The sequence below is a fragment of the Massilia sp. LMS1-1-1.1 genome (genome assembly GCF_040815535.1).
Classification (GTDB): Bacteria; Pseudomonadota; Gammaproteobacteria; order Burkholderiales; family Burkholderiaceae_D; genus Janthinobacterium; species Janthinobacterium aestuarii.
This window is the reverse complement of sequence record NZ_JBFPNG010000001.1, coordinates 24,324-44,284: the sequence shown is the minus strand read 5'-3', so window position 1 is coordinate 44,284 and position 19,961 is coordinate 24,324. Positions and strand designations below refer to the sequence as shown.

Annotated in this window: 20 protein-coding genes; 8 read left to right on the top strand and 12 right to left on the bottom strand. The window is 61.7% G+C overall.

The genetic code is table 11. The features are described from left to right. Nucleotides 1-15: 15 nt before the first annotated feature. From MRBLMS1_RS00225 to MRBLMS1_RS00210, 4 genes are all read right to left on the bottom strand, one after another. Entirely contained in the window at nt 16-303 is a 288-nt protein-coding gene (locus MRBLMS1_RS00225) for a BolA family protein (RefSeq protein WP_058048143.1), read from the bottom strand. Continuing rightward, a complete protein-coding gene (locus tag MRBLMS1_RS00220) occupies nt 300-929 on the bottom strand; it encodes a septation protein A (RefSeq protein ID WP_128143165.1) in 630 nt (209 codons plus the stop codon). The genes MRBLMS1_RS00225 and MRBLMS1_RS00220 overlap by 4 nt, the downstream gene beginning before the upstream one ends. An 83-nt stretch (nt 930-1,012) precedes the next feature. Continuing rightward, nucleotides 1,013-1,414: a peptide-methionine (R)-S-oxide reductase MsrB gene (msrB, locus tag MRBLMS1_RS00215; RefSeq protein ID WP_034756083.1), complete on the bottom strand. Its 402-nt coding sequence runs from the start codon at nt 1,412-1,414 to the stop codon at nt 1,013-1,015. Nucleotides 1,415-1,423: 9 nt separating this feature from the next. Further along, nucleotides 1,424-2,902, bottom strand: coding sequence for a protein adenylyltransferase SelO (locus MRBLMS1_RS00210; protein WP_485878931.1), 1,479 nt, complete (start codon nt 2,900-2,902; stop codon nt 1,424-1,426). Between the two features lie 225 nt (nt 2,903-3,127). Between MRBLMS1_RS00210 and MRBLMS1_RS00205 the strand changes: the two genes are divergently transcribed. Continuing rightward, nucleotides 3,128-4,789: a 3-(methylthio)propionyl-CoA ligase gene (locus tag MRBLMS1_RS00205; RefSeq protein WP_485877019.1), complete on the top strand. Its 1,662-nt coding sequence runs from the start codon at nt 3,128-3,130 to the stop codon at nt 4,787-4,789. Here MRBLMS1_RS00205 and MRBLMS1_RS00200 read toward each other — a convergent pair. Genes MRBLMS1_RS00200 through MRBLMS1_RS00185 form a run of 4 tightly spaced genes read right to left on the bottom strand, consistent with a single transcriptional unit; the run spans nt 4,786 to nt 9,342 of the window. Further along, entirely contained in the window at nt 4,786-6,309 is a 1,524-nt protein-coding gene (locus MRBLMS1_RS00200) for a chemotaxis protein CheW (protein WP_485877017.1), read from the bottom strand. The two genes, MRBLMS1_RS00205 and MRBLMS1_RS00200, sit on opposite strands and share 4 nt — an antisense overlap. Next, nucleotides 6,296-6,820 (bottom strand): chemotaxis protein CheD, encoded by a 525-nt coding sequence (locus tag MRBLMS1_RS00195; protein ID WP_485877015.1) that lies wholly within the window; start codon nt 6,818-6,820, stop codon nt 6,296-6,298. Before MRBLMS1_RS00195 ends, MRBLMS1_RS00200 begins: the two co-directional genes overlap by 14 nt. Beyond that, on the bottom strand, nt 6,817-7,641 hold the full coding sequence (locus MRBLMS1_RS00190; RefSeq protein WP_485877014.1) for a CheR family methyltransferase: 825 nt from the start codon (nt 7,639-7,641) through the stop codon (nt 6,817-6,819). The genes MRBLMS1_RS00195 and MRBLMS1_RS00190 overlap by 4 nt, the downstream gene beginning before the upstream one ends. 3 nt (nt 7,642-7,644) lie before the next feature. After that, entirely contained in the window at nt 7,645-9,342 is a 1,698-nt protein-coding gene (locus MRBLMS1_RS00185; RefSeq protein WP_485877013.1) for a methyl-accepting chemotaxis protein, read from the bottom strand. A 207-nt stretch (nt 9,343-9,549) separates the two neighbouring features. On the opposite strand from MRBLMS1_RS00185, the gene MRBLMS1_RS00180 reads away from it, so the two are divergent. Both MRBLMS1_RS00180 and MRBLMS1_RS00175 read left to right on the top strand, forming a co-directional pair. Further along, nucleotides 9,550-9,825 carry a hypothetical protein gene (locus MRBLMS1_RS00180; RefSeq protein ID WP_128143169.1) on the top strand — a complete coding sequence of 92 codons (276 nt, stop codon included), beginning with the start codon at nt 9,550-9,552 and terminating at the stop codon, nt 9,823-9,825. Between the two features lie 84 nt (nt 9,826-9,909). Next, nucleotides 9,910-11,997: a 3-hydroxyacyl-CoA dehydrogenase NAD-binding domain-containing protein gene (locus MRBLMS1_RS00175; RefSeq protein ID WP_485877011.1), complete on the top strand. Its 2,088-nt coding sequence runs from the start codon at nt 9,910-9,912 to the stop codon at nt 11,995-11,997. A 144-nt stretch (nt 11,998-12,141) separates the two neighbouring features. Here MRBLMS1_RS00175 and MRBLMS1_RS00170 read toward each other — a convergent pair whose 3' ends face one another. From MRBLMS1_RS00170 to MRBLMS1_RS00160, 3 genes are all read right to left on the bottom strand, one after another. Then, nucleotides 12,142-12,990: an alpha/beta fold hydrolase gene (locus tag MRBLMS1_RS00170; RefSeq protein WP_485877009.1), complete on the bottom strand. Its 849-nt coding sequence runs from the start codon at nt 12,988-12,990 to the stop codon at nt 12,142-12,144. A 107-nt stretch (nt 12,991-13,097) separates the two neighbouring features. Then, nucleotides 13,098-13,496 carry a VOC family protein gene (locus MRBLMS1_RS00165; RefSeq protein WP_128143172.1) on the bottom strand — a complete coding sequence of 133 codons (399 nt, stop codon included), beginning with the start codon at nt 13,494-13,496 and terminating at the stop codon, nt 13,098-13,100. A 101-nt stretch (nt 13,497-13,597) separates the two neighbouring features. After that, complete coding sequence (locus MRBLMS1_RS00160; protein WP_070302497.1) at nt 13,598-13,837, bottom strand: DUF2798 domain-containing protein; 240 nt, start codon at nt 13,835-13,837, stop codon at nt 13,598-13,600. 96 nt (nt 13,838-13,933) lie between these two features. Here MRBLMS1_RS00160 and MRBLMS1_RS00155 point away from each other — a divergent pair, with 96 nt between their 5' ends. Together MRBLMS1_RS00155 and MRBLMS1_RS00150 are read left to right on the top strand one after the other, a co-directional pair. Next, nucleotides 13,934-14,872 (top strand): LysR family transcriptional regulator, encoded by a 939-nt coding sequence (locus MRBLMS1_RS00155; protein WP_139089165.1) that lies wholly within the window; start codon nt 13,934-13,936, stop codon nt 14,870-14,872. A gap of 116 nt (nt 14,873-14,988) precedes the next feature. After that, the gene (locus MRBLMS1_RS00150) at nt 14,989-15,192 is read left to right on the top strand and encodes a hypothetical protein (protein WP_046682764.1); all 204 of its coding nucleotides are present in this window, start codon (nt 14,989-14,991) and stop codon (nt 15,190-15,192) included. A gap of 88 nt (nt 15,193-15,280) precedes the next feature. Here MRBLMS1_RS00150 and MRBLMS1_RS00145 read toward each other — a convergent pair whose 3' ends face one another. Further along, on the bottom strand, nt 15,281-16,981 hold the full coding sequence (locus MRBLMS1_RS00145) for an MFS transporter (protein WP_128143174.1): 1,701 nt from the start codon (nt 16,979-16,981) through the stop codon (nt 15,281-15,283). A 228-nt stretch (nt 16,982-17,209) separates the two neighbouring features. Between MRBLMS1_RS00145 and MRBLMS1_RS00140 the strand changes: the two genes are divergently transcribed. The 3 genes from MRBLMS1_RS00140 (at nt 17,210) to MRBLMS1_RS00130 (ending at nt 19,914) form a co-directional block, all read left to right on the top strand. Continuing rightward, nucleotides 17,210-18,388, top strand: coding sequence for an acetyl-CoA C-acyltransferase (locus MRBLMS1_RS00140; protein ID WP_485877006.1), 1,179 nt, complete (start codon nt 17,210-17,212; stop codon nt 18,386-18,388). Between the two features lie 127 nt (nt 18,389-18,515). Continuing rightward, nucleotides 18,516-18,818, top strand: coding sequence for a Dabb family protein (locus tag MRBLMS1_RS00135; RefSeq protein ID WP_128143176.1), 303 nt, complete (start codon nt 18,516-18,518; stop codon nt 18,816-18,818). Between the two features lie 97 nt (nt 18,819-18,915). Next, nucleotides 18,916-19,914, top strand: coding sequence for an NADP-dependent oxidoreductase (locus MRBLMS1_RS00130; RefSeq protein WP_485877004.1), 999 nt, complete (start codon nt 18,916-18,918; stop codon nt 19,912-19,914). Nucleotides 19,915-19,961 lie beyond the last annotated feature (47 nt).

The window sequence follows — 19,961 nt, the reverse complement described above, 5'->3', positions numbered from 1 at the left end:
GCCAAAACGCCGTCCTTACACTACTTCGGACGGCGCCAGTGCCACAATCGCCAATGCATGTATCTCATTATGCATCATATCGTGCACGGAATCATACACCAGTCGATGGCGCATGACGAGCCTGAGCCCCTCAAATTGACTAGAAATTATGCGTAGATTGTAATGGCCTCCGCCCGAGGCGGCGCCCGCATGGCCCCGGTGGCGCGCCGAGTCGTCTTCCAGCACGCATTCCAGAGGGGAAAGTGCCGTTTCCAGGCGGGTACGAATGCGCTCCATGCGCGTTGCCGTGTCGTTCGTCATCATGCGTCTTCCTTGATATGTTTGGCCAGGAACAGGGTTTGCGCCACGATAAAGGCAAAGAAGATGCCCGTCGCGCCAAACGCCTTGAAGCTGACCCAGGCGGCCATGTCGCCCTTGTACAGCACGAAGGCCACGAACAGGTTCAGCGCGCCGATGGCGCCGAAGAAGATGATCCATGCGGCCAGCAGCTGGTTCCACACAACTTCGGGCAATTGCACTTGCGCTTCCATGGTCTTGCGGATCAGGTTTTTCTTGAAACCCACGTGGGCGATCAAGAGGGCCAGGCCGGACAGCCAGTAGATCAGGGTCGGCTTCCATTTCAGGAAGAAATCATCATGCAGGTAAATGCTGGCGCCGCCGAACACGACAAAAATGAACAGCGACAGCCACAGCATGCCGTCCACCTTGCGCCCGCGCAGCAGCAGATAGCTGACCTGGCAGGCGGTGGCGATGATGCCGACGAGGGTGGCGAGTATCCACGGCGCCTGATCGGCCTTGATCAGGCCGCCTGACACGAAGCCGGACAGATATTGCTGCACGAAGTCGTGCGTGGCCGCTTCATACATGCCGCCCAGTTTGAAGGCGGCGAAGAAGGCGAGCAGGGGGAATATGTCGAATAGAAATTTCATGGCGAGACTTTACACTGGTCTTATTAGAATCATCTTAGGAATGGCTTAGGAGCAACCGACTCGCTCCCAAGCGTTCCTGTGTCTCACGGTTGAGGGTCGAAGCGCAGCGATGCCGAATTGATGCAATAACGCAAGCCGGTTGGCGGCGGGCCGTCCGGGAAGACGTGGCCCAGATGGGCGTCGCAGACGGCGCAGACGATTTCCGTGCGCACCATGCCATGACTGCGGTCGACGATTTCCGTCACGTTGGCCGGATCGAGTGCCTGGAAATAGCTGGGCCAGCCGCAGCCCGAGTCGAACTTGGTGTCCGAAGCGAACAGGGGCGTGTTGCAGCAGACGCAGGTGTAGACGCCGTGTTCATGGTGGTCCCAGAACTTGCCCGTGAAGGCCCGTTCCGTGGCCGCGTGGCGCGTGACTTCGTATTGCATCGAGTCGAGCATGGCGCGCCATTCGGCGTCGGTTTTCTTGACTTTATTCGTGGTCATAATGACTCCTTAAGATGAGCAGCTGACTTCAAGGTGGCTGGCCCAGTCGGGCGGCAGGGCCGCATAGTGCTGGTGTTCGGGCTGTTCGTCAAATGGCTTTTGCAAAACTTCCAGCAATGTCGTCACTTCCGTGTAATCCTGCTGCTGGGCTTTTTCGATGGCCACTTGCGCCAGGTAGTTGCGCAGCACGTATTTCGGGTTGACCTGGTTCATCGCTGCTTGCCGCTCGGCATCGATGCTGTGCTCCTGCCGCAGGCGCGCGCGGTATTGTGCCGCCCACGTATCGAAGGCGGGGCGGTCGATGAACATGTCGCGCAGCACCGTGTCGTGCTCGGGGGCGGTCACCTGCAGTGTCGCCAGGGCGCGGAAAAAGTTGGTGAAATCCACGTGATTGGCTTGCATCAGCGCAAACATGCTGTCGAACAGCTGCGTATCGTCGTCGTGTTGCGTGCGCAAGCCCAGCTTGGCGCGCAGCAAGGCATTCATCTTCTCCGCAAAGGCGCTCTGGTAGCTGTCCAGCGCCGCCTGCGCCAATGCCACTTCACCGATCAGCGGCAGCAGCGCCTGGCCCAGCGCATAGCAGTTCCAGTGCCCCACCTGCGGCTGGTTGGCATAGGAATAGCGGCCCTGCTGGTCCGTATGGTTGCAGATGTGCTCGGCATCAAACGCTTCCATGAAACCGAAGGGGCCGTAATCGAGGGTCAGGCCCAGGATCGACATATTGTCCGTATTCATGACGCCATGCATGAAGCCCACGGCTTGCCACTGTGCAATCATGTGCGCCGTGCGCACGCATACTTCGGCCAGCAAGGCTTGATATGGATTTGATGCAGCGCGCAAGTGGGGGTAGAAGCTGTCGATGACGTAATCGGCGAGGATTTTCAGCTCGTCCGGCTGCTTGCGGTAAAACCAGTGTTCGAACGAGCCGAAGCGCACAAAACTGGGCGCCATGCGCGTGACGACGGCGGCGGTCTCGACGGTTTCGCGCATGATGCCTTGCTGCGAGCCCATGATGGACAGCGCACGCGACGTGGGGATGCCCAGCGCCGCCATGGCTTCCGAGCACAGGAATTCGCGGATGGACGAGCGCAGCACGGCGCGGCCGTCGCCCATGCGCGAATACGGCGTGGCGCCGGCGCCTTTCAGCTGCAGCTCCATGGGGCCGTGTTCGGTGGCGATATCGCCCAGCAGGATGGCGCGGCCATCGCCCAGCTGGCCGGCCCAGACGCCGAACTGGTGGCCCGAATACACGGCCGACAGGGGCATCGAGCGCTCGGCAACCGTATTGCCGCTCAGCAGCGCTACGTAATCGGGCTCGGCCAGGCGCGCCGCATCGAGGCCGATCAGGGCTGCGGCTGGCGCGCTGGCGGCCACGAAGTACGGGGCGGGCAGGGGCGTGGGCATCAAGCGCGTATAGAACGCGGGCGGCAAGGCCGCAAAGGCATTATCCAGTGGTAAGGTATGAGCGGTGATGGCAATTCCAGTCAGTAAGATGGACCGGCAAGGTGCGCCAGCCTGGAATGCGATTTTACCGCACAGCGCCAAGGCGTGCGCCGGGCGCTGTAGTGGGTATCCGCGCGGCAAAAAACGGAACCGAAAATTCCATGCTGCATCGCAATATCGAAATGCGTTGACGATTTCCGCACGACCGTACGAAACTAGGGAAAGTCTTTAAATTCCAACAATAACCGAGTATCCAACCCAGGAGACACGATGTCGGCATTCCCCTTGAGTCCAGTGATGGGCCAGATGATGAATCAGCCCCTGCTGATTTCCAGCATTATCGAGTTTGCAGCGCGTCATTATGGGGGCAGCGAAATCATTTCGCGGCGGGTCGAGGGCGATATGCACCGCTATACCTACCGCGATTGCCACCAGCGCGCGCGCCGGCTGGCGAACGCCTTGCATGGCCTCGGTGTCGGCATGGGCGACCGGGTCGCCACCCTGGCCTGGAATGGCTACCGCCACCTGGAAGCGTACTATGCCGTGTCCGGCTCGGGTGCCGTGCTGCACACGATCAATCCGCGTTTGTTTCCCGACCAGATCGCCTATATCTCGAATCACGCGGAAGACCAGGTCTTGCTGTTCGATTTGACTTTCCTCCCCGTGGTGGAAAAGATCGCCGCCGACTGCACCTTCGTGCGCCATTTCGTGCTGATGTGCGACCGCGAGCGCATGCCCGCCAGCAGCACCATCCCCGATCTGCTGTGCTATGAAGACTTGATCGCCACGCATTCCGACGACTACGCATGGCCCCTGTTCGACGAGAATTCGGCCGCCACCCTGTGCTACACGTCGGGCACGACGGGCAACCCCAAGGGCGCCCTGTATTCGCACCGCTCGACCGTGCTGCACGCATATGCGTCGGCCATGCCCAGCGCCCTGAACGTGCGCGCTTCGGACACCGTGCTGCCCGTCGTGCCCATGTTCCACGTGAACGCCTGGGGCTTGCCGTATTCCGTGCCCCTGTCCGGCGCGCGCATGGTGTTTCCCGGCGCGGCGCTCGATGGCAAGTCGCTGTATGAATTGTTCGAGGCGGAAAAAGTGACGTTCTCGGCTGGCGTGCCCACCGTCTGGCTGGGCTTGCTGAACCACGCCTTGCAGAATAATCTGCAATTTTCCACCTTCCGCCGCACCGTGATCGGCGGCGCGGCGTGTCCGCCGGCCATGATGGATACCCTGATCGACAAGTTCGACGTGGAAGTCATCCACGCCTGGGGCATGACGGAAATGTCGCCGCTGGGCACGGCCGGCGGCTTGCAGACCAAGCACCTGGACTTGCCGAAGGACGAGCAGCGCAAGATCCTGCAAAAGCAGGGCCATGCGATCTACGGCGTGGACATGAAGATCGTCGACGACGATGGCAAGGAATTGCCGTGGGATGGCGTGGCCTACGGTCATCTGCTGGTGAAAGGGCCGTGGATCATCTCGTCGTATTACAAGAACGAGGGCGGTGACGTGCTGCAGGATGGCTGGTTCCCCACGGGCGACGTGGCCACCATCGACACGGATGGCTACATGCAGATCACGGACCGCAGCAAGGACGTGATCAAGTCGGGCGGCGAGTGGATCGGCACCATCGACCTGGAAAACCTGGCCATGGCGCACCCGGCCGTGCTGCAGGCGGCCTGCATCGGCGTATTCCACCCGAAATGGGATGAGCGTCCTGTGCTTGTCGTGGTGCTGCGTCCCGGCATGACGGTCACGCGCGAAGCGTTATTGCAATTTTTCGAGGGCAAGATCGCCAAGTGGTGGACGCCCGACGACGTGCTGTTCATCGACGCCTTGCCCATGGGCGCCACGGGCAAGATCCAGAAGAACAAGCTGCGCGAGCAGTTCAAGGGGCACCAGCTGCCGGGGATGCAAGAAACCTAGGCCGCCTGCGGCAGCGCCGCCCCCAGCTTTTCCAGCAGATGGTCGCACTGGAAGACGGACAGGGTCTGGCGCTGAGCGTCCGTGCCGATATCGATCATCTCATCCATTTCGCTGCGCAAGTCCTCGTGCGCGCCCGTGCGGATGATTTGCGGCGCGGCAAAGCGCTGGCTGTCGGAGATGGTCATGATGTTGTCGACGTGGTCGACGAGGAAACCGTAGCGCTCGGCGCCCCGTTCCACGATCAGAATCTTGCCGGTGCTATCGTCCGGCAAGGCCGGCATCGCGTACAGCTGGCGCAGGTCGATGATGCTGATCATTTGCTGGCGCAAGTTCAGCATGCCACGCATGCAGGCCGGCATGCCCGGCGGCGTCGTGATGGCGCCGCTGAAATCGATGATTTCGCGCACTTGCCCGATTTCCACGGCGAAGCGGGTTTCCACCGTAAACGTGATGTAGACGCGGCGTTGTGCCTTGTGCGTGGCGGCCGCCGTTTCCGTCTCGGCCGGGTACAGGCGCGCGTGGCCGTCGCGCATTTCGATGATCTCGGCCTGCGACAGGATGCCCTTGTGGTCGAGGAAAATGATGTCGCCCAGCCCCTCTTTCGTGATGCAGCCGGCGAACATGGCGGCGCGCGCCTTGCTCAGCAGGGGAATCGGCAGCACTTCGTCGCCAAAGAAATGCACGATGCTGTCGACGGAGTCGACGAGGAAGCCCACGGTCGTATCCTCGAGGCGCACGACGATGACGCGTTGGTCCAGCGTGGACGCCGTGCCGGATGCGGGCGCCTGCAGCAGGGCGCCGAAATCGACGACGGCCACCTGGCTGCCGCGAAAATGCATGCGCCCCAGGCACAGTTCGCTGTTCAGCAGGGAGCTGTGCAGTTCCGGCACGCGGATGATTTCCTGGATGGCCAGCATTTCAAAGGCAAACGTGGCGCCGGCCGCATGGAAGCTGACGCACTGGCGGCGTTCGCTTTGCGCGTGGTAGCGGGCCGTGCTCAGCTTGGCGCCCGTCGCTTGCAGGGCCAGCACATGGGGCACGTTTTCAATGCGCAGCAGGGCATGCGGGTCGAGCACCTGCAGCAGGCGCGCGCCGCCATCGAGCAAGATCGTGCCGGCGATGACGGCGTGGCTGTCGCCGGCCGCATATTGCAGGGCGCTGCGGGCGCTGGCGGGCACGCGCAGGATTTCGCCCGTATCCTGGAAGACGATGCCGATCAGCACTTGCTGGAAGTCGAGAATGGCGATCTTGTCCGTGGTCACGGCGCGCGGCGCATCGGCGCGGAACAGGCGGCCCAGGTTGACTACCGGGATGACGCTGCCGCGCAAGGTGAACATGCCTTCCAGATACGCGGGCGACAGGGGCAGGGCGGTGACTTTCGCGGGGTAGTTCACCACTTCGCGGATGCAGCTGGCGGGCAGGGCGAATTCATCGTCGCCCAGGTGGAAGGAGCCGAACAGTTCGGTGGCCGTGTCGCTTGTGCCCTGCGCTTGCAAGCCCGTCGCTTCATGCATATCCATATGCGCCTTCTTTGCGTGGAATCAATTCGGGTTGTGTTACCACGTCGGTGACGGCGTAGCTGCGGCTGGCGCAATCGATCAGCAACTGGCGCCCGTGGCGGCCGCCCAGCGCGCAAAAGCTGACGTGCAAGCCGCATTGGTCCAGGTATTTTTGCGCCGCTTCCGCGTTTTGGCGGCCTATCTGCAGCCGGCCGTTGCGCGGTCCGAACATGCTGGCGCCGCCCGCCAGCACCACGTCGATATCGGCGTAATCGGCCTGGCGCACGCCCATCAGGCGCAGCAGCGAAGGCACGGCCTGGCTCACATAGCGCGCGCCAAGGACGCTGTCGGCACCGGGCGCTTCCGGCAACAGGCAATGGGCCAGGCCGCAGCATGGGCCGTTCTTCCAGATGAAACCGATGCCGATGCAGGAGCCGAGCAAGGCTTGCAGCTGCTCGCCGTGCGTGCCCACGCTAAGTTGACCCATGCCAACATGGTGCAGCGGCAGGTCATGGTCGATGATGATGCTCATGCGGTACCCGCCTTGTAAATCATGGGAAACTCGAATTGATAGCCGGTACCGAGGCGGGCGATGGTTTCCGATTCGCCCAGAATCAGCCGGCCTTCATCCTTGAGGCTCAGGCGCGCCTGGCGCAGCACGGTTTCCTGGTGCTCGGCGTCGAAATAGATGAGCACATTGCGCAGGAACACCAGGTCGAACTGCCGGGCCGGGCGCAGCGCTTCGAGCAGGTTGTGCCGGGCAAAGCTCACGTGTTGCCGCAGTTCCTCGTTGACCTTGACGCCATACGGTGCTGGTGTGAAATATTTGCGCAGCAAGTCCGGGTGCGACAAACGGATGCGCTCGACGGAGCGGCCGCTGTACTGGCCGGCCCGCGCCGCGCCCAGGATCTGCTGCGAAATGTCGCTGGCCAGGATCTGGTAGCGGAAGGCGGGCGCCTGCAACTTGAATTGCTCGCACAGCATGGCGATCGAATACAGCTCCTCGCCGCTGGCAGCTGCGGCCGACCAGATGGCCAGGCAATCGTCCGGATGCGCGCGCGTCCAGGCGGGCAGGTAGCGGTCGCGGAAGTAATCCCAGATCTGCGGCGTGCGGAAGAACAGGGTGTCGTTGGTGGTGACCAGGTCGATGAAATGGGGTACCTCGTCGCGGTCGCTGGCCACGCGCTCCAGGTAAGCCTGGTAGCTGTGCAGGGACAGCGCCTGCAGCCGTGGCTGCAAGCGCCGTTCCAGCAAGACGCTCTTGCGCGCCGTCATGGCGATGCCCGTATGCTGGCGCACCAGCGCGATCAGGGTCGTCAGCACCTCGGGCGTCAAGGTGGCCGCGTGGCTCATCGCCTACACCACGAAGCCGGAGACAGTCTGGTTCAGGCTGCCCGCGCGCTCGTTCAAGCCATCGGTCGAGCGGGCGATGCTGTCGCAGTTGGCGGCCGACTTTTCCGTTTCCTCGGCGATGTACTGGATCGCCGTCGACACTTCGCGCGCCGTCAGCAGTTGCTCGTTGGCCGCCTTCGAGATGTCGGAAATGGCCAGGGTGGTCTTCGCCACGCCCGAGACGATCTTGTCGAAGGCGTCGCTGGCCTGGCGCGAAATCTCGCTGCCCGTCGACACGCGCTTGACGGATTCGTTGATCAGTTTGGAGATTTCCTTGGTCGCCTGCGACGAGCGCTCGGCCAGCTTGCGCACCTCGTCGGCGACGACGGAAAAGCCGAGGCCGTGCTCGCCCGCGCGCGCTGCCTCGATGGCCGCGTTGAAGGCCAGCATGTTCGTCTGGTTGGCGATCTCGCTGATGACCTTGACGATTTCGCCGATGTCTTCCGACGAGCGGTTGATCAAGTCCATCGCCTCGATCGATTTGGCGACGGCGCGCGCGCCCGATTCCGCTTCCTGCTGCGTGGCTTTCGCCAGGGAATCGGCATTCGAGGTGTTTTCCGCGATGGAATTGATGGAAAACGTCAAGCCGTCGATGGAGGCGTTCATTTCTTCCACCGTGGCGCCCAGCGCCTGCGTGCCCACGGCCACGCCCGTGGCCCGCTCGGCGATGGCGTTCGACGCGTCGGCAAAGCCGTTGGCCGCCGACACCACGTTGCCGATGACGCCGCGCAAGTCGACGATCATCTTGCTGATGCCGCCGGCCAGCAGGTCGATCGGCTCGCCGCCTTCGGGCACGATATTGCAGGTCAGGTCGCCCTGCGCCGCGCGCGCCACCGAGTCGAGCAGGGCATTGACCTTGCGGCTGTCGTTGGCGGCCTTGGCCTGGATGCTGTTTTCCAGGTTCACCTGTTCGCTGATGTCGATGGCGAACTTGACCACTTTATACGGCTTGCCGTTCAGGTCCAGGATGGGATTGTAGGTCGCCTGTATCCACACCACCTTGCCATGGTTGCCCAGGCGCTTGTAGCGGCCCGCGTCGAATTCGCCGCGGTTGAGCTTTTGCCAGAATTTCTTGTACTCGGTGCTGCTGGCATACTCGGGTTCGCAGAACATGCGGTGGTGCTCGCCCTGGATATCGCTCAAGTCGTAGTCCATGACGGCGAGGAAATTGTCGTTGGCTTCCAGCACATTGCCCTGCATGTCGAATTCGATCACGGCCTGCGCCTTGCCGATCGCGCTGACCTTGCCTTCGTATTCGACATTGCGCTTTTTCAGGGCCGTGATGTCGGTAGCGAACTTGATGACTTTATACGGCTTGCCGTCCGCGTCCAGGATGGGGTTGTAGGAAGCGTTGATCCACACTTCGCGTCCATCCCTGGCGCGGCGCTTGTATTCGCCTTGGTCGAATTCGCCGCGTCCCAGCTTGGACCAGAAGTTGCTGTATTCGTCCGTTTTGACATACTCGGGGTCGCAGAAGATCGCATGGTGCTTGCCTTGCACCTCGGCCAGGCTATAGCCGACGACACGCAGGAAATTCTCGTTCGCATGCAGGATGGTGCCGTCGAGTTCGAATTCGATGACGGCCTGGACACGGTTCAATGCAGTATTTATCGCTTGTAAGTCCAGATCCTGGGAGTGGCTGACATGGCTGGCTGCGTCCATAGTATTTCCTTCGGGGTGAGAAGAGGAATGGGGGCAATAAGGCTGCTGTTATTATTTTTTCTGCTATCGGCTTAAGGCAGGGATTAAGGCAGCGATGTTATTGCATCGCCAGCATCTGGTGATAATCGGTGAGAATGTGCGCGATCAACGGCCGCCAGTGTTTGCCCTGCGGTTTGCCTTATAGTAGATAAATTGTAGAGTATTGATTTGAATCAACAATTTTATTATTCCCCAGCGCCTGTCGAAAAACAAGGGGTGGCAATAAATAATGCAGAAACTGTCGCAATTGCCCCATGCTGGCATATAACAAAACCATTATTTTGCATAATAAAACGTTGTTATTATTATTGCGGTTTTATTAATCAAATGAATATCCAAGTGATAGCTTCTACAGGAGCTTGCCGCTTGCAGCAGAATCTTTCCGCAAACGATGTTGTACCATGGCGTAGCATGCTGGCGCCGGGCGCGCCACGACAAAAATAATACGAGCGTTCTTTTATGCGGTATAGTGAAGCTTCATCCCTTGCAACCACCTCATCGCTGAGCAAAAATCAATAAGGAAGAGACATGAGTGCTGAATATCAAGTGAACGGCGCCGTTGCCGTCATTACCCTGGCCAACCCGCCCGTCAATGGCCTGGGCCTGGCAACGCGCACGGCTGCCGTTGCCGGCATCCGCCAGGCGCTGGCGGACGAGGCCGTCAAAGCCATCGTCATCACGGGCGCCGGCAAGGCCTTCTCGGGCGGCGCCGATATCAAGGAATTCAATTCGCCCAAGGCGCTCACGGAACCGACCCTGCACACCCTGATCAACGTCGTCGAACAATCGACCAAGCCAGTCGTGGCGGCCATCCACAGCGTCTGCATGGGTGGTGGTCTGGAGCTGGCGCTCGGTTGCAACTACCGCGTGGCCGCGCCTGGCGCGCAGATGGCCTTGCCGGAAGTTAAACTCGGCATCTTGCCGGGAGCGGGCGGCACGCAGCGCCTTCCGCGTGTGCTGGGCCTGGAAATGGCCTTGAACATGATCGTTTCGGGCACGCCCGTCGCGTCCGAAAAATTGGCTGGTACGGCCCTGTTCGACGAAGTCATCGCGCCTGGCGCCGATTTGCTGGCCGCCGCCGTGGCCTTCGCCACGAAAGTGGCCGACGTGCGCCCGCTGCCGAAAGTGCGCGAACGCAAGGTCGACTATCCGAACCACGAAGCTTTTTTGCAGTTTTCGCGCAATACCGTGAAAGCCATGTCCGGCCCGTTCCCCGCACCGCTCAAATGCGTCGATGCCGTGTCGGCCGCCGTGACGATGAAATTCGACGACGGCTTGAAGTACGAGCGCGAACTGTTCATGCAGCTGGTGCAGTCGCCTGAATCTAAAGCCCTGCGCCACGCCTTCTTTGCAGAGCGTGTCGCCAGCAAGGTGCCCGATGTGCCTGCCGATACGCCCATGCGCGCGATCGCCAGCGCGGCCATCGTCGGTGCCGGCACCATGGGCGGCGGCATCGCCATGAACTTTGCCAACGCGGGCATCCCCGTGATGCTGCTGGAAACGAAGCAGGAAGCGCTGGACAAGGGCCTGGCCACGATCCGCAAGAATTACGAGAACACGGTGAAGAAGGGCAAGCTGACGCAAGAGAAGGCCGAGCAGCGCATGGCGCTCGTTTCGGGCACCTTGGCCTATGCCGACATTGCGCAAGCCGACATCGTCATCGAAGCCGTGTTCGAGGAGCTGGGCGTCAAGGAAACCGTCTTCAAACAGCTCGACGCCGTCATGAAGCCGGGCGCCATCCTTGCGTCGAACACGTCCACTTTGGACCTGGACAAGATCGCCGCGTTCACCAAACGCCCGCAAGACGTCATCGGCACGCATTTCTTCAGCCCCGCGAACGTCATGAAGCTGCTGGAAATCGTCCGCGGCAAGGAAACGGGCAAGGACGTGCTGGCTACGGCGCTGGCCCTGTCAAAAAAACTCAAGAAAACGGGTGTCGTCTCGGGCGTGTGCGACGGTTTCATCGGCAACCGCATGATCGAGCAATACAGCCGCCAAGCCGGTTTCCTGCTGGAAGAAGGCTGCCTGCCGGAGCAGGTCGACAAGGCGGTCGAGAAATTCGGCTTTGCCATGGGCCCGTTCCGCATGGGTGACCTGGCCGGCAACGACATCGGCTGGGCCATCCGCAAGCGCCGCTACGTGGAAAAGCCGGACGTCACGTATTCGAAGACGGCCGACCTGCTGTGCGAACTGGGACGCTATGGCCAGAAGACGGGCGCCGGCTGGTACGACTACAAGCCGGGCGACCGCAAGGCGTATCCATCGGAGCAGGTCAATGCCATGATTCTCCAGCACTCCGCCGATATCGGCGTGGCGCGGCGCAAGATCAGCGACCAGGAAATCGTCGAACGGCTTGTGTATGCGCTCGTCAATGAAGGCGCGCGCATCCTGGAAGAGGGCATCGCCCTGCGCGCTTCGGACATCGACATGGTGTATTTGACCGGTTACGGCTTCCCGCTGTTCCGCGGCGGCCCGATGTTCTACGCGGACACGGTCGGCTTGCCGAACGTGCTCGACACGATTGCCGGCTACGCCAAAGGCCGCCACGGCGAAGCGTGGACGCCGGCGCCGCTGCTGGTGAAACTGGCGGGCGAGGGCAAGGGTTTCAATAGCTAAGCCGACGCCAACAATATTGTCGGATTACGCGCGGCTTTGCCGCGCTAATCCGACCTACGCCTCTACGAGGGCTCAAGAGCCGGGTAGGTCGGATTAGCGCGCAAGCGCGTAATCCGACACCACCACGGACGCCAGCAAGCATGTTTACTTCTTCTTCGCCACCATCTTGACCGCCTCGTTGACGATGACGGGGTTGTCTTTCTGGATGTAATAGCCGGCGCCCGTGATGCGCTCGATGGCGGGCGCGCCGGACAGGCGCTGCCAATCCTTTTCCTGGGCCCGCACCACGTTTTCAAACGAGCCCATTTCCTCGATGCCGAACTTGTCGCGCACCAGCAGCATGGCGGGCACGCGCAGCGGGCTGCTCATGTCGACGTGCTGCAAACACTGCGTCTGGGCATCGAATTCGGCCGATTCCGTACTGTTGAACATGAGTTTACGCCGCGTTTTGACGAGCATGGCGTAGGTGGACGCGTCCGCCTGCAGGCGGTTCCACTGCTGCGGATGGGTAGGATCGAGCAGGACGAGGCCGGCCACGTCCTGCGGATACAGCCTGGCATACACATACTGGTACAGCCCGCCCAAGCCATGGCCGACGAGCACATACGGCGGCTTCAGGCCCGCTTGCGCCAGCAGGGCCCGCTGCTGGGCGGCGATGGTGCAGGGATCGCGCGGCGTGGTGGTTTTCTGGCTGTCGCCGTAGCCGGGGCGGTCGTAGACGAGCACGCGGTGCTGCCTGGCCACTTCGGGCACGACCTTGGCCCACACATCCTTGCCGTCGCCCATGGCCGACTGGAAGACCACGGGCAAGCCGTTCTGGCCGCTCAGGGTATAGGCGATGCTGGCGTCGGGCAGGGCCGCGGTGGCGGGAATGCCTGGCGTGACTGGCGTGGATGGCAACAGAGAGCAGCCGGAAAAACAGCCTGCCAGCAGCAAGCCGGCGCTGGAGAGGAGCATGGTGCGCGCGGGGCGGCCGACGAATAGATGATGCATGAATCTCCTTCTTGGTGCACGGACCGGGAGCCGGTATGGCTTGGCAGCCATTATAGGCAAAACATATAGAAGTGGAAATGCCGAACAGAGCCGGATTTCCCGTCCTGTCATCCGGCGTCGGCGCGATGGCAGACGGCTTCGATGCGGTTGCCGTCCGGATCGAACAAAAAGGCCGCGTAATAACTGGCGTGATAATGGCGCAGTCCGGGCGCGCCCAGGTCGATGCCGCCGTGCGCCAGTCCCGCCTGCCAGAACGCTTCCACGGCCGCGCGTGAGGAAGCCTTGAAGCAGTAGTGGCGGCGCGGCGCGTCGTCGGGCTTGGGGCCCAGGCGCACGGAAAAGTAGCTGCGTTCAGGATGATCCGCGTCGCTGCGCTCGCCGTAGCCTATCCAGGCGTTGGCGTGGTCGCTGCCCACCTTGGGCACGTCCAGCGCGGCAAAGACGGCGTCATAGAAGCGCTCGGCGCGTTCCAGGTCGCTGACGGTGAGGGAAACGTGATCGAGCATGGGCACTCCGCTGTGAAAATAAGGACGCCCATAGCATAGCCCGGATCAGGGCGGCCGTGGGCGGGAGTGACCGAGTGGTACTGCCGGCGGACGACTGCTGGTCAAGCGCTGCTGGCGAGCCGGGCCACGATGTTGCGGCTCATCAGCTGCACGCGGGGGGCGAACAGCATCACGGCGCAGAAGGCCACGGGCCAGGCGGCAAAGAAGGCATGGCGCCAGCGAGGCAGGAAGTCGGCCTGCAGGCCGATATTGAGCCAGGTGACCCAGGCACTCATCAGCAGGGTCATGAGCAGCGACATCAGGAAGGCAAATACGCAGCGCAAACGCAGGGCTTCGGACATGGAGCACTTTCAAAGTGTGAAGATATGGCAGCGTAACGACTTGCAGCAATCTATACTAGAGCCATATTTTTAATTTCAAATTCCGAAAATGCAATCATGCTTGATGATTTAGCCCTGTTTGTCGCCATTGTCGAGGCGGGCAGCCTGCATGCGGCCGCCGTCAAGGAAGACTTGCCTGCCGCTACCGTCACGCGTCGGCTGCAAAAGCTGGAAAGCCAGCTCGGCTACCGCTTGCTCAATCGCAGCGCGCGCCGCCTGCAGCCGACGGCGGAAGGCTGGCAATACTATGAGCAATGCCGTCCCTTGGTACACGCCTTGCGGCAGGCGACGCAACAGCTCGACGCCAGCCTGTCGGCCGTCTCGGGCAGCATCCGCGTGCTGGCGCCCGTGAACTTTGCCAGCGGCTTGCTGACGCCGGCCTGGGTCAGCTTCATGCAGAAATACCCGGACATCCGCCTGGAACTGGAGCTGTCGAACCTGCTGCAAGACCTCGTCGGCAGCGGCGCCGACCTGGCCATCCGCGTGGGCGCGCTCGATGATTCCTCGCTGATGCAGCGCCGGCTGGGCAGCGCTTCGCTGGTGATGGTGGCCGCACCAGCCTACCTGGCGCGCGCCGGCGTGCCGCGCGACTTGCAGGAACTGGAACAGCATGAGTTGATCGTGGCCGAGCCGCTGCGCAGCTGGCGCTTGCGGCGGCCCGGCGACGGCGCCGAAATGGTGATCGAACCGCAGGCGCGCCTGCGCGTCAATGAAATGCGCCTGGCCGTGGAGATGGCCGACGCGGGCATCGGTATCCTGCTGTGTCCGCTCCTGCAATGCCGCGACGAAGTGGCCAGCGGCAGTCTCGTGCGCGTCCTGCCCGACTGGATGCCGCAGCCGCGCCACGTGTACGCCGTGTGGACGCAGCGGCGCTACCTGCCGGCCCGCGTGCGCGTGCTGCTCGAGCACCTGGCGGCGTTCGCGGCGGGCAATCCGCTGTTGAACGAGGATGCCAGCGCCGATCAGCTCGTTGCGCCGGGAATCCTTTCCATTTAGTAATACCGAGCGCTTGTACTTTCCGCTGGGATCGCGTTAAGATAAAGCTGCTTGCTTATCCAGCGGGCAATCTGGTGTTTTTTCGCGCAATCCCGTTCCTATCCATGAGAGTAGCAATGAAATATCTGATCGTTCCCTTCTTGCTGGCGATGACCGGCTGCGAAGTACTGTATGACGCGAACCGGGACAAGATCGGCGAGTACTGCAACAGCCTCAATAATTTCGACGACCGCAATGCCTGCCGCAAGCGCAACCAGACCAGCTACCAGGAATACGTGCAGCAGCGCGACCAGCTGAAAAAGAGCAAGAGCGACAAGTAAGCTTGCCAGCCCATAAAAAAACGCCGCTGACCAGTCAGCGGCGTTTTGCTTTGTGGGCCCCGGCCTTGCAGCCGGGGCTTGCGCCGTATCAGTCGTCGGCGTAGATATTGTTGTCCTTCGTTTCCTTGACGAACAGGGTGCCGATCACGACAGTCGCCAGGGCGACGACGATCGGATACCACAAGCCATAATAAATATCGCCCTTGAAGGCCACCAGCGCGAAGGCCGTGGTCGGCAGCAAGCCGCCGAACCAGCCGTTACCGATATGGTAGGGCAGGGACATCGAGGTGTAACGGATGCGCGTCGGGAACATTTCCACCAGCATGGCGGCGATCGGGCCGTACACCATGGTCACGTACAGCACCAGGATGAACAGCAGCAAGACGACCATCGGCTTGTTGATCTGGTCCGGATCGGCTTTCGCAGGGTAGCCCGCTTCCTTGATGCCGGCGCCCAGTTCTTTCTTCAGCGCTGCTTCTTTGGCCTTGCTGTCCGCGTCGAAGTTCAGGCCGTCCGGTGTCATGACGGCGTTAAACGACGTAAATTCCTTCGTACCGATGCGTACCTTGGCGATGCTGCCGGCCGGTGCGTCTTCCTTCGTGTAGTTCACCGAGCTGTTCGACAGGAAGCCGGTGGCGATGTCGCACGACGATGGGAATTTCTTCGTGCCCGTCATGTTGAACTGGAAGTGGCAGGAAGCAGGATCGGCCACGACCACCACTGGCGAGTTTTTCAGAGCCGCTTCCAGCTGTGGGTTGGCGAAGTGGGTCAGGCCGTTGAAGATCGGGAAGTAGGTGACCGCGGCGATCAGGCAGCCGCCGAGGATGATGTACTTGCGGCCGATGCGGTCGGACAGGCTGCCGAAGAACAGGAAGAACGGCGTGGCCAGCAGCAGGGCGATGGCGATCAGCACGTTGGCCGTTGCCAGGTCCACTTTCAGGGTCTGGATCATGAAGAACAGGGCGTAGAACTGGCCCGTGTACCACACGACTGCCTGGCCGGCGGTCAGACCGATCAAGGCCAGGATGACGATCTTCAGGTTCTTCCACTTGCCGAACGCTTCCGTCAGCGGGGCTTTCGAGGTCTTGCCCTCGGCCTTCATCTTGGCAAACGCCGGCGATTCATTCATGGCCAGACGGATCCACACTGAAATACCCAGCAGGATGACGGAGACGAGGAAGGGAATGCGCCAGCCCCACGCCTCGAAATCCTTCTCGCCGGTCGCCAGGCGGGTGCCCAGGATGACCATCAGCGACAGGAAGAAGCCCAGGGTTGCCGTCGTTTGTATCCACGCCGTGAACGAGCCGCGCTTGCCTTCAGGCGCGTGCTCGGCCACATAGGTGGCTGCGCCGCCGTACTCGCCGCCCAGCGCCAGGCCTTGCAGGATGCGCAGGAACACGAGGATGATCGGTGCGGCGATGCCGATGGAGGCGTAGCCCGGCAGCAAACCGACGATGAAGGTGGAGCCACCCATGATCAGGATGGTGATCAGGAAGGTGTACTTGCGGCCGATCATGTCGCCCAGGCGGCCGAAGACCAGCGCGCCGAACGGACGCACGATGAAGCCGGCGGCAAAGGCCAGCAGCGCGAAAATGAAGGTGGTAGTGGGGTCGCCGATGAAGAATTGCTTGGCGATGATGGAAGCGAGCGAACCGTACAGATAAAAATCGTACCATTCAAAAACGGTGCCGAGCGAAGACGCAAAGATGACCTTGCGTTCCTCGGGCGTAATCGGCGTTCCCTTGGTAGAAGTTTTCCGTACGTCGGCCGGGCCGGATGATGATGCCATGGTTTGTCTCCCTATGTTTTATAGTGAACTGGTGCCGCGGTCTTTTTGACCATTCTTGCAACAGCTGGAGGCGAGTGTGTTCTCCGAACCTTACGTCATGCTTGCTTGAAACTTACACCAAGCTTACAAATCAATGTCCGGCGGAACTTTACGAACGACCGTACTTAAATGTGCTATTCTCATTCCGCAGATACCCTACCCAATAATATCCCCACAAGGAGACACAGCATGAATGAAGCCGTCATCGTATCGACCGCCCGCACGGGCCTAGCCAAGTCCTGGAAAGGCGCGTTCAACATGACGCATGGCGCCACCTTGGGCGGTCACGTGCTGGCGGCCGCCGTCGAGCGCGCGCGCATCGAAGCGGAGGAAGTGGAGGACGTACTGGTCGGCTGCGCCTTTCCCGAAGGCGCGACAGGCGGCAATATCGCGCGCCAGGTGGCCTTGCGCGGCGGCTGTCCCGTGACGACGGCCGGCATGACCGTCAACCGGTTTTGCTCGTCTGGCTTGCAGGCCATCGCCCTGGCGGCGCAGCGCATCATCGCCGGCGAAGGCGATATCTATGCGGCGGGCGGCGTGGAATCGATTTCCTGTGTGCAAAACGAAATGAATACGCATATGTACCGCGAGGTCTGGCTGCAGCAGCACAAGCCGGAACTGTACTGGCCCATGCTGCAGACGGCCGAAACCGTGGCCAAGCGCTACCAGATTTCACGCGAGCGCCAGGATGCCTACGGCGCGCAAAGCCAGCAGCGTGCCGCCGCGGCCCAGGCCGCCGGCCTGTTCGACGCGGAAATCGTGCCGATGACCACCATCATGGGCGTGGCCGACAAGGCCAGCGGCATGCTCGTGTCGCGCGAAGTGACGATTGCCGCCGACGAAGGTATCCGTGCCGACACGACGTATGACGGCGTGGCAAAGATCCGCCCGGCCATTCCTGGCGGCGTCATCAGCGCCGGCAATGCCAGCCAGTTTTCCGATGGCGCTTCGATGGCCATCGTCATGAATGCGAAAGTGGCCGAAGCGAAAGGCTTGCAGCCGCTGGGCATCTTCCGCGGCTTTGCCGTGGCCGGCTGCGAACCCGATGAAATGGGCATCGGCCCCGTCTACGCGATTCCGAAACTGCTGAAAAAGGCGGGCTTGACTGTTGCCGACATCGGCCTGTGGGAACTCAACGAAGCGTTTGCCGTGCAAGTACTGTATTGCGCCGACACCCTGGGCATCCCCATGGACCGCCTGAACGTCAACGGCGGCGCGATTGCCGTCGGCCACCCGTACGGCGTGTCGGGTGCCCGCCTGACGGGCCACGCCTTGATCGAAGGCAAGCGCCGTGGCGTCAAATACGTGGTGGTGACCATGTGCATCGGCGGCGGGCAGGGCGCTGCAGGGCTGTTCGAAGTGCTGTGATATTAGTGTGACCCCAGTCTGCGGGCGGCTTCCATGGCCGCCCGTTTGCATTGGGCGCTCCGTTCCTGCAAGACGCGCCGATAGCGGTTACAGTAATGCTTCATTAATAAACAAGCAGCCTGCCGCCATGATCAAGCACATCGTTTTCTGGAAACTCAAAGACCACGCCGAAGGCGCCGACCGCGCCACGAATGCATTGAAGCTCAAGGCCCTGCTCGATTCCTGCTCCGGCCTGGTGCCCGGCATATTGAAATTCGAAGCCGCCGTGGCCCAGCCGGGCCTGGAAGCGACCTACGACATCGTCCTGTACAGCGAATTCGCCAGCCGCGAAGCGCTCGATGCTTACCAGAACCATCCCGAGCACGTGAAAATCAAGCCGTTTTTTGGGGCTGTGCGTGAAGCGCGGCAGTGCATGGACTATGAAGTATGAAAACCCGATAACCCCAAACGAAGGGCCGGGGTCGAACCCTCAGGGTTCGACCCCAGTAGTCGCCTCTGGGCTTCATTGATCAATAACAGGAGCATTCATGACCACCTACCAACGCATCGTCCTCGCCTCGCGCCCCGCCTCCACGGAGGAAGTCCAGCCGGCACATTTTCGCCTGGAAACTCAAGATATTCCCGCCATCACGGATGGCCAGTTGCTGGTGCGTAACCAGTACCTGTCGCTCGACCCGTACATGCGCGGGCGCATGAGTGCGAATAAAAGCTATGCGGCGCCGCAGGCGCTCGATGAAACGATGATCGGCGGCACGGTGGGCGTGGTGCTCGAGTCGAAGCATCCGAAGTTTGCCGTGGGCGATACGGTTGTTGGGACCCTGGGCTGGACGGAGGTGGCCGTGTCCGATGGGACGATGCTGCGCAAGGTCGATACGACGCACATCCCCGCTTCGGCTTATCTCGGCTCCGTCGGCATGCCGGGCATGACGGCCTGGTATGGCTTGAACCAGATCATGGCGCCGAAAGCGGGCGAAACCGTGGTCGTGTCGGCCGCCAGCGGCGCCGTGGGCAGCGTCGTGGGGCAGCTGGCGAAACTCAAAGGCTGCCGTGTCGTCGGCATCGCGGGCGGTGCGGAAAAATGCCGTTATGTCGTCGAGGAACTGGGTTTCGATGCCTGCGTCGACTACAAGGCGGGCAATCTGGAGGCCGATTTGGCGGCGGCGACGCCGGACGGTATCGATGCCATCTTTGAAAACGTGGGCGGCGCCATCTTCGATGCGGCGTTGGCGCGCACCAATGCGTTTGGCCGCGTGGCCGTGTGCGGCTGGATCGCCGGCTACAACGGCGAACCGACGCCGCTCGACAATGCGCGCCTGATCCTTACCAACCGCCTCACCGTGCGCGGCTTCATCGTTTCCGAGCAGCCGGAATTCTGGCCGCAGGGACTGGCGGAACTGGGCAGCCTGGTGGCGACGGGCAAGCTGAAATTCCGCGAATCCGTGGCCGACGGCCTGGCCAGCGCGCCCGAGGCCTTCATCGGCCTCTTAAAAGGGCGCAACTTCGGCAAGCAGCTGGTGAAGTTGTAAGCGGGCTGTTTTGAAATGACTGGGTGCGCCGCCAGTTCCTTGCCCGG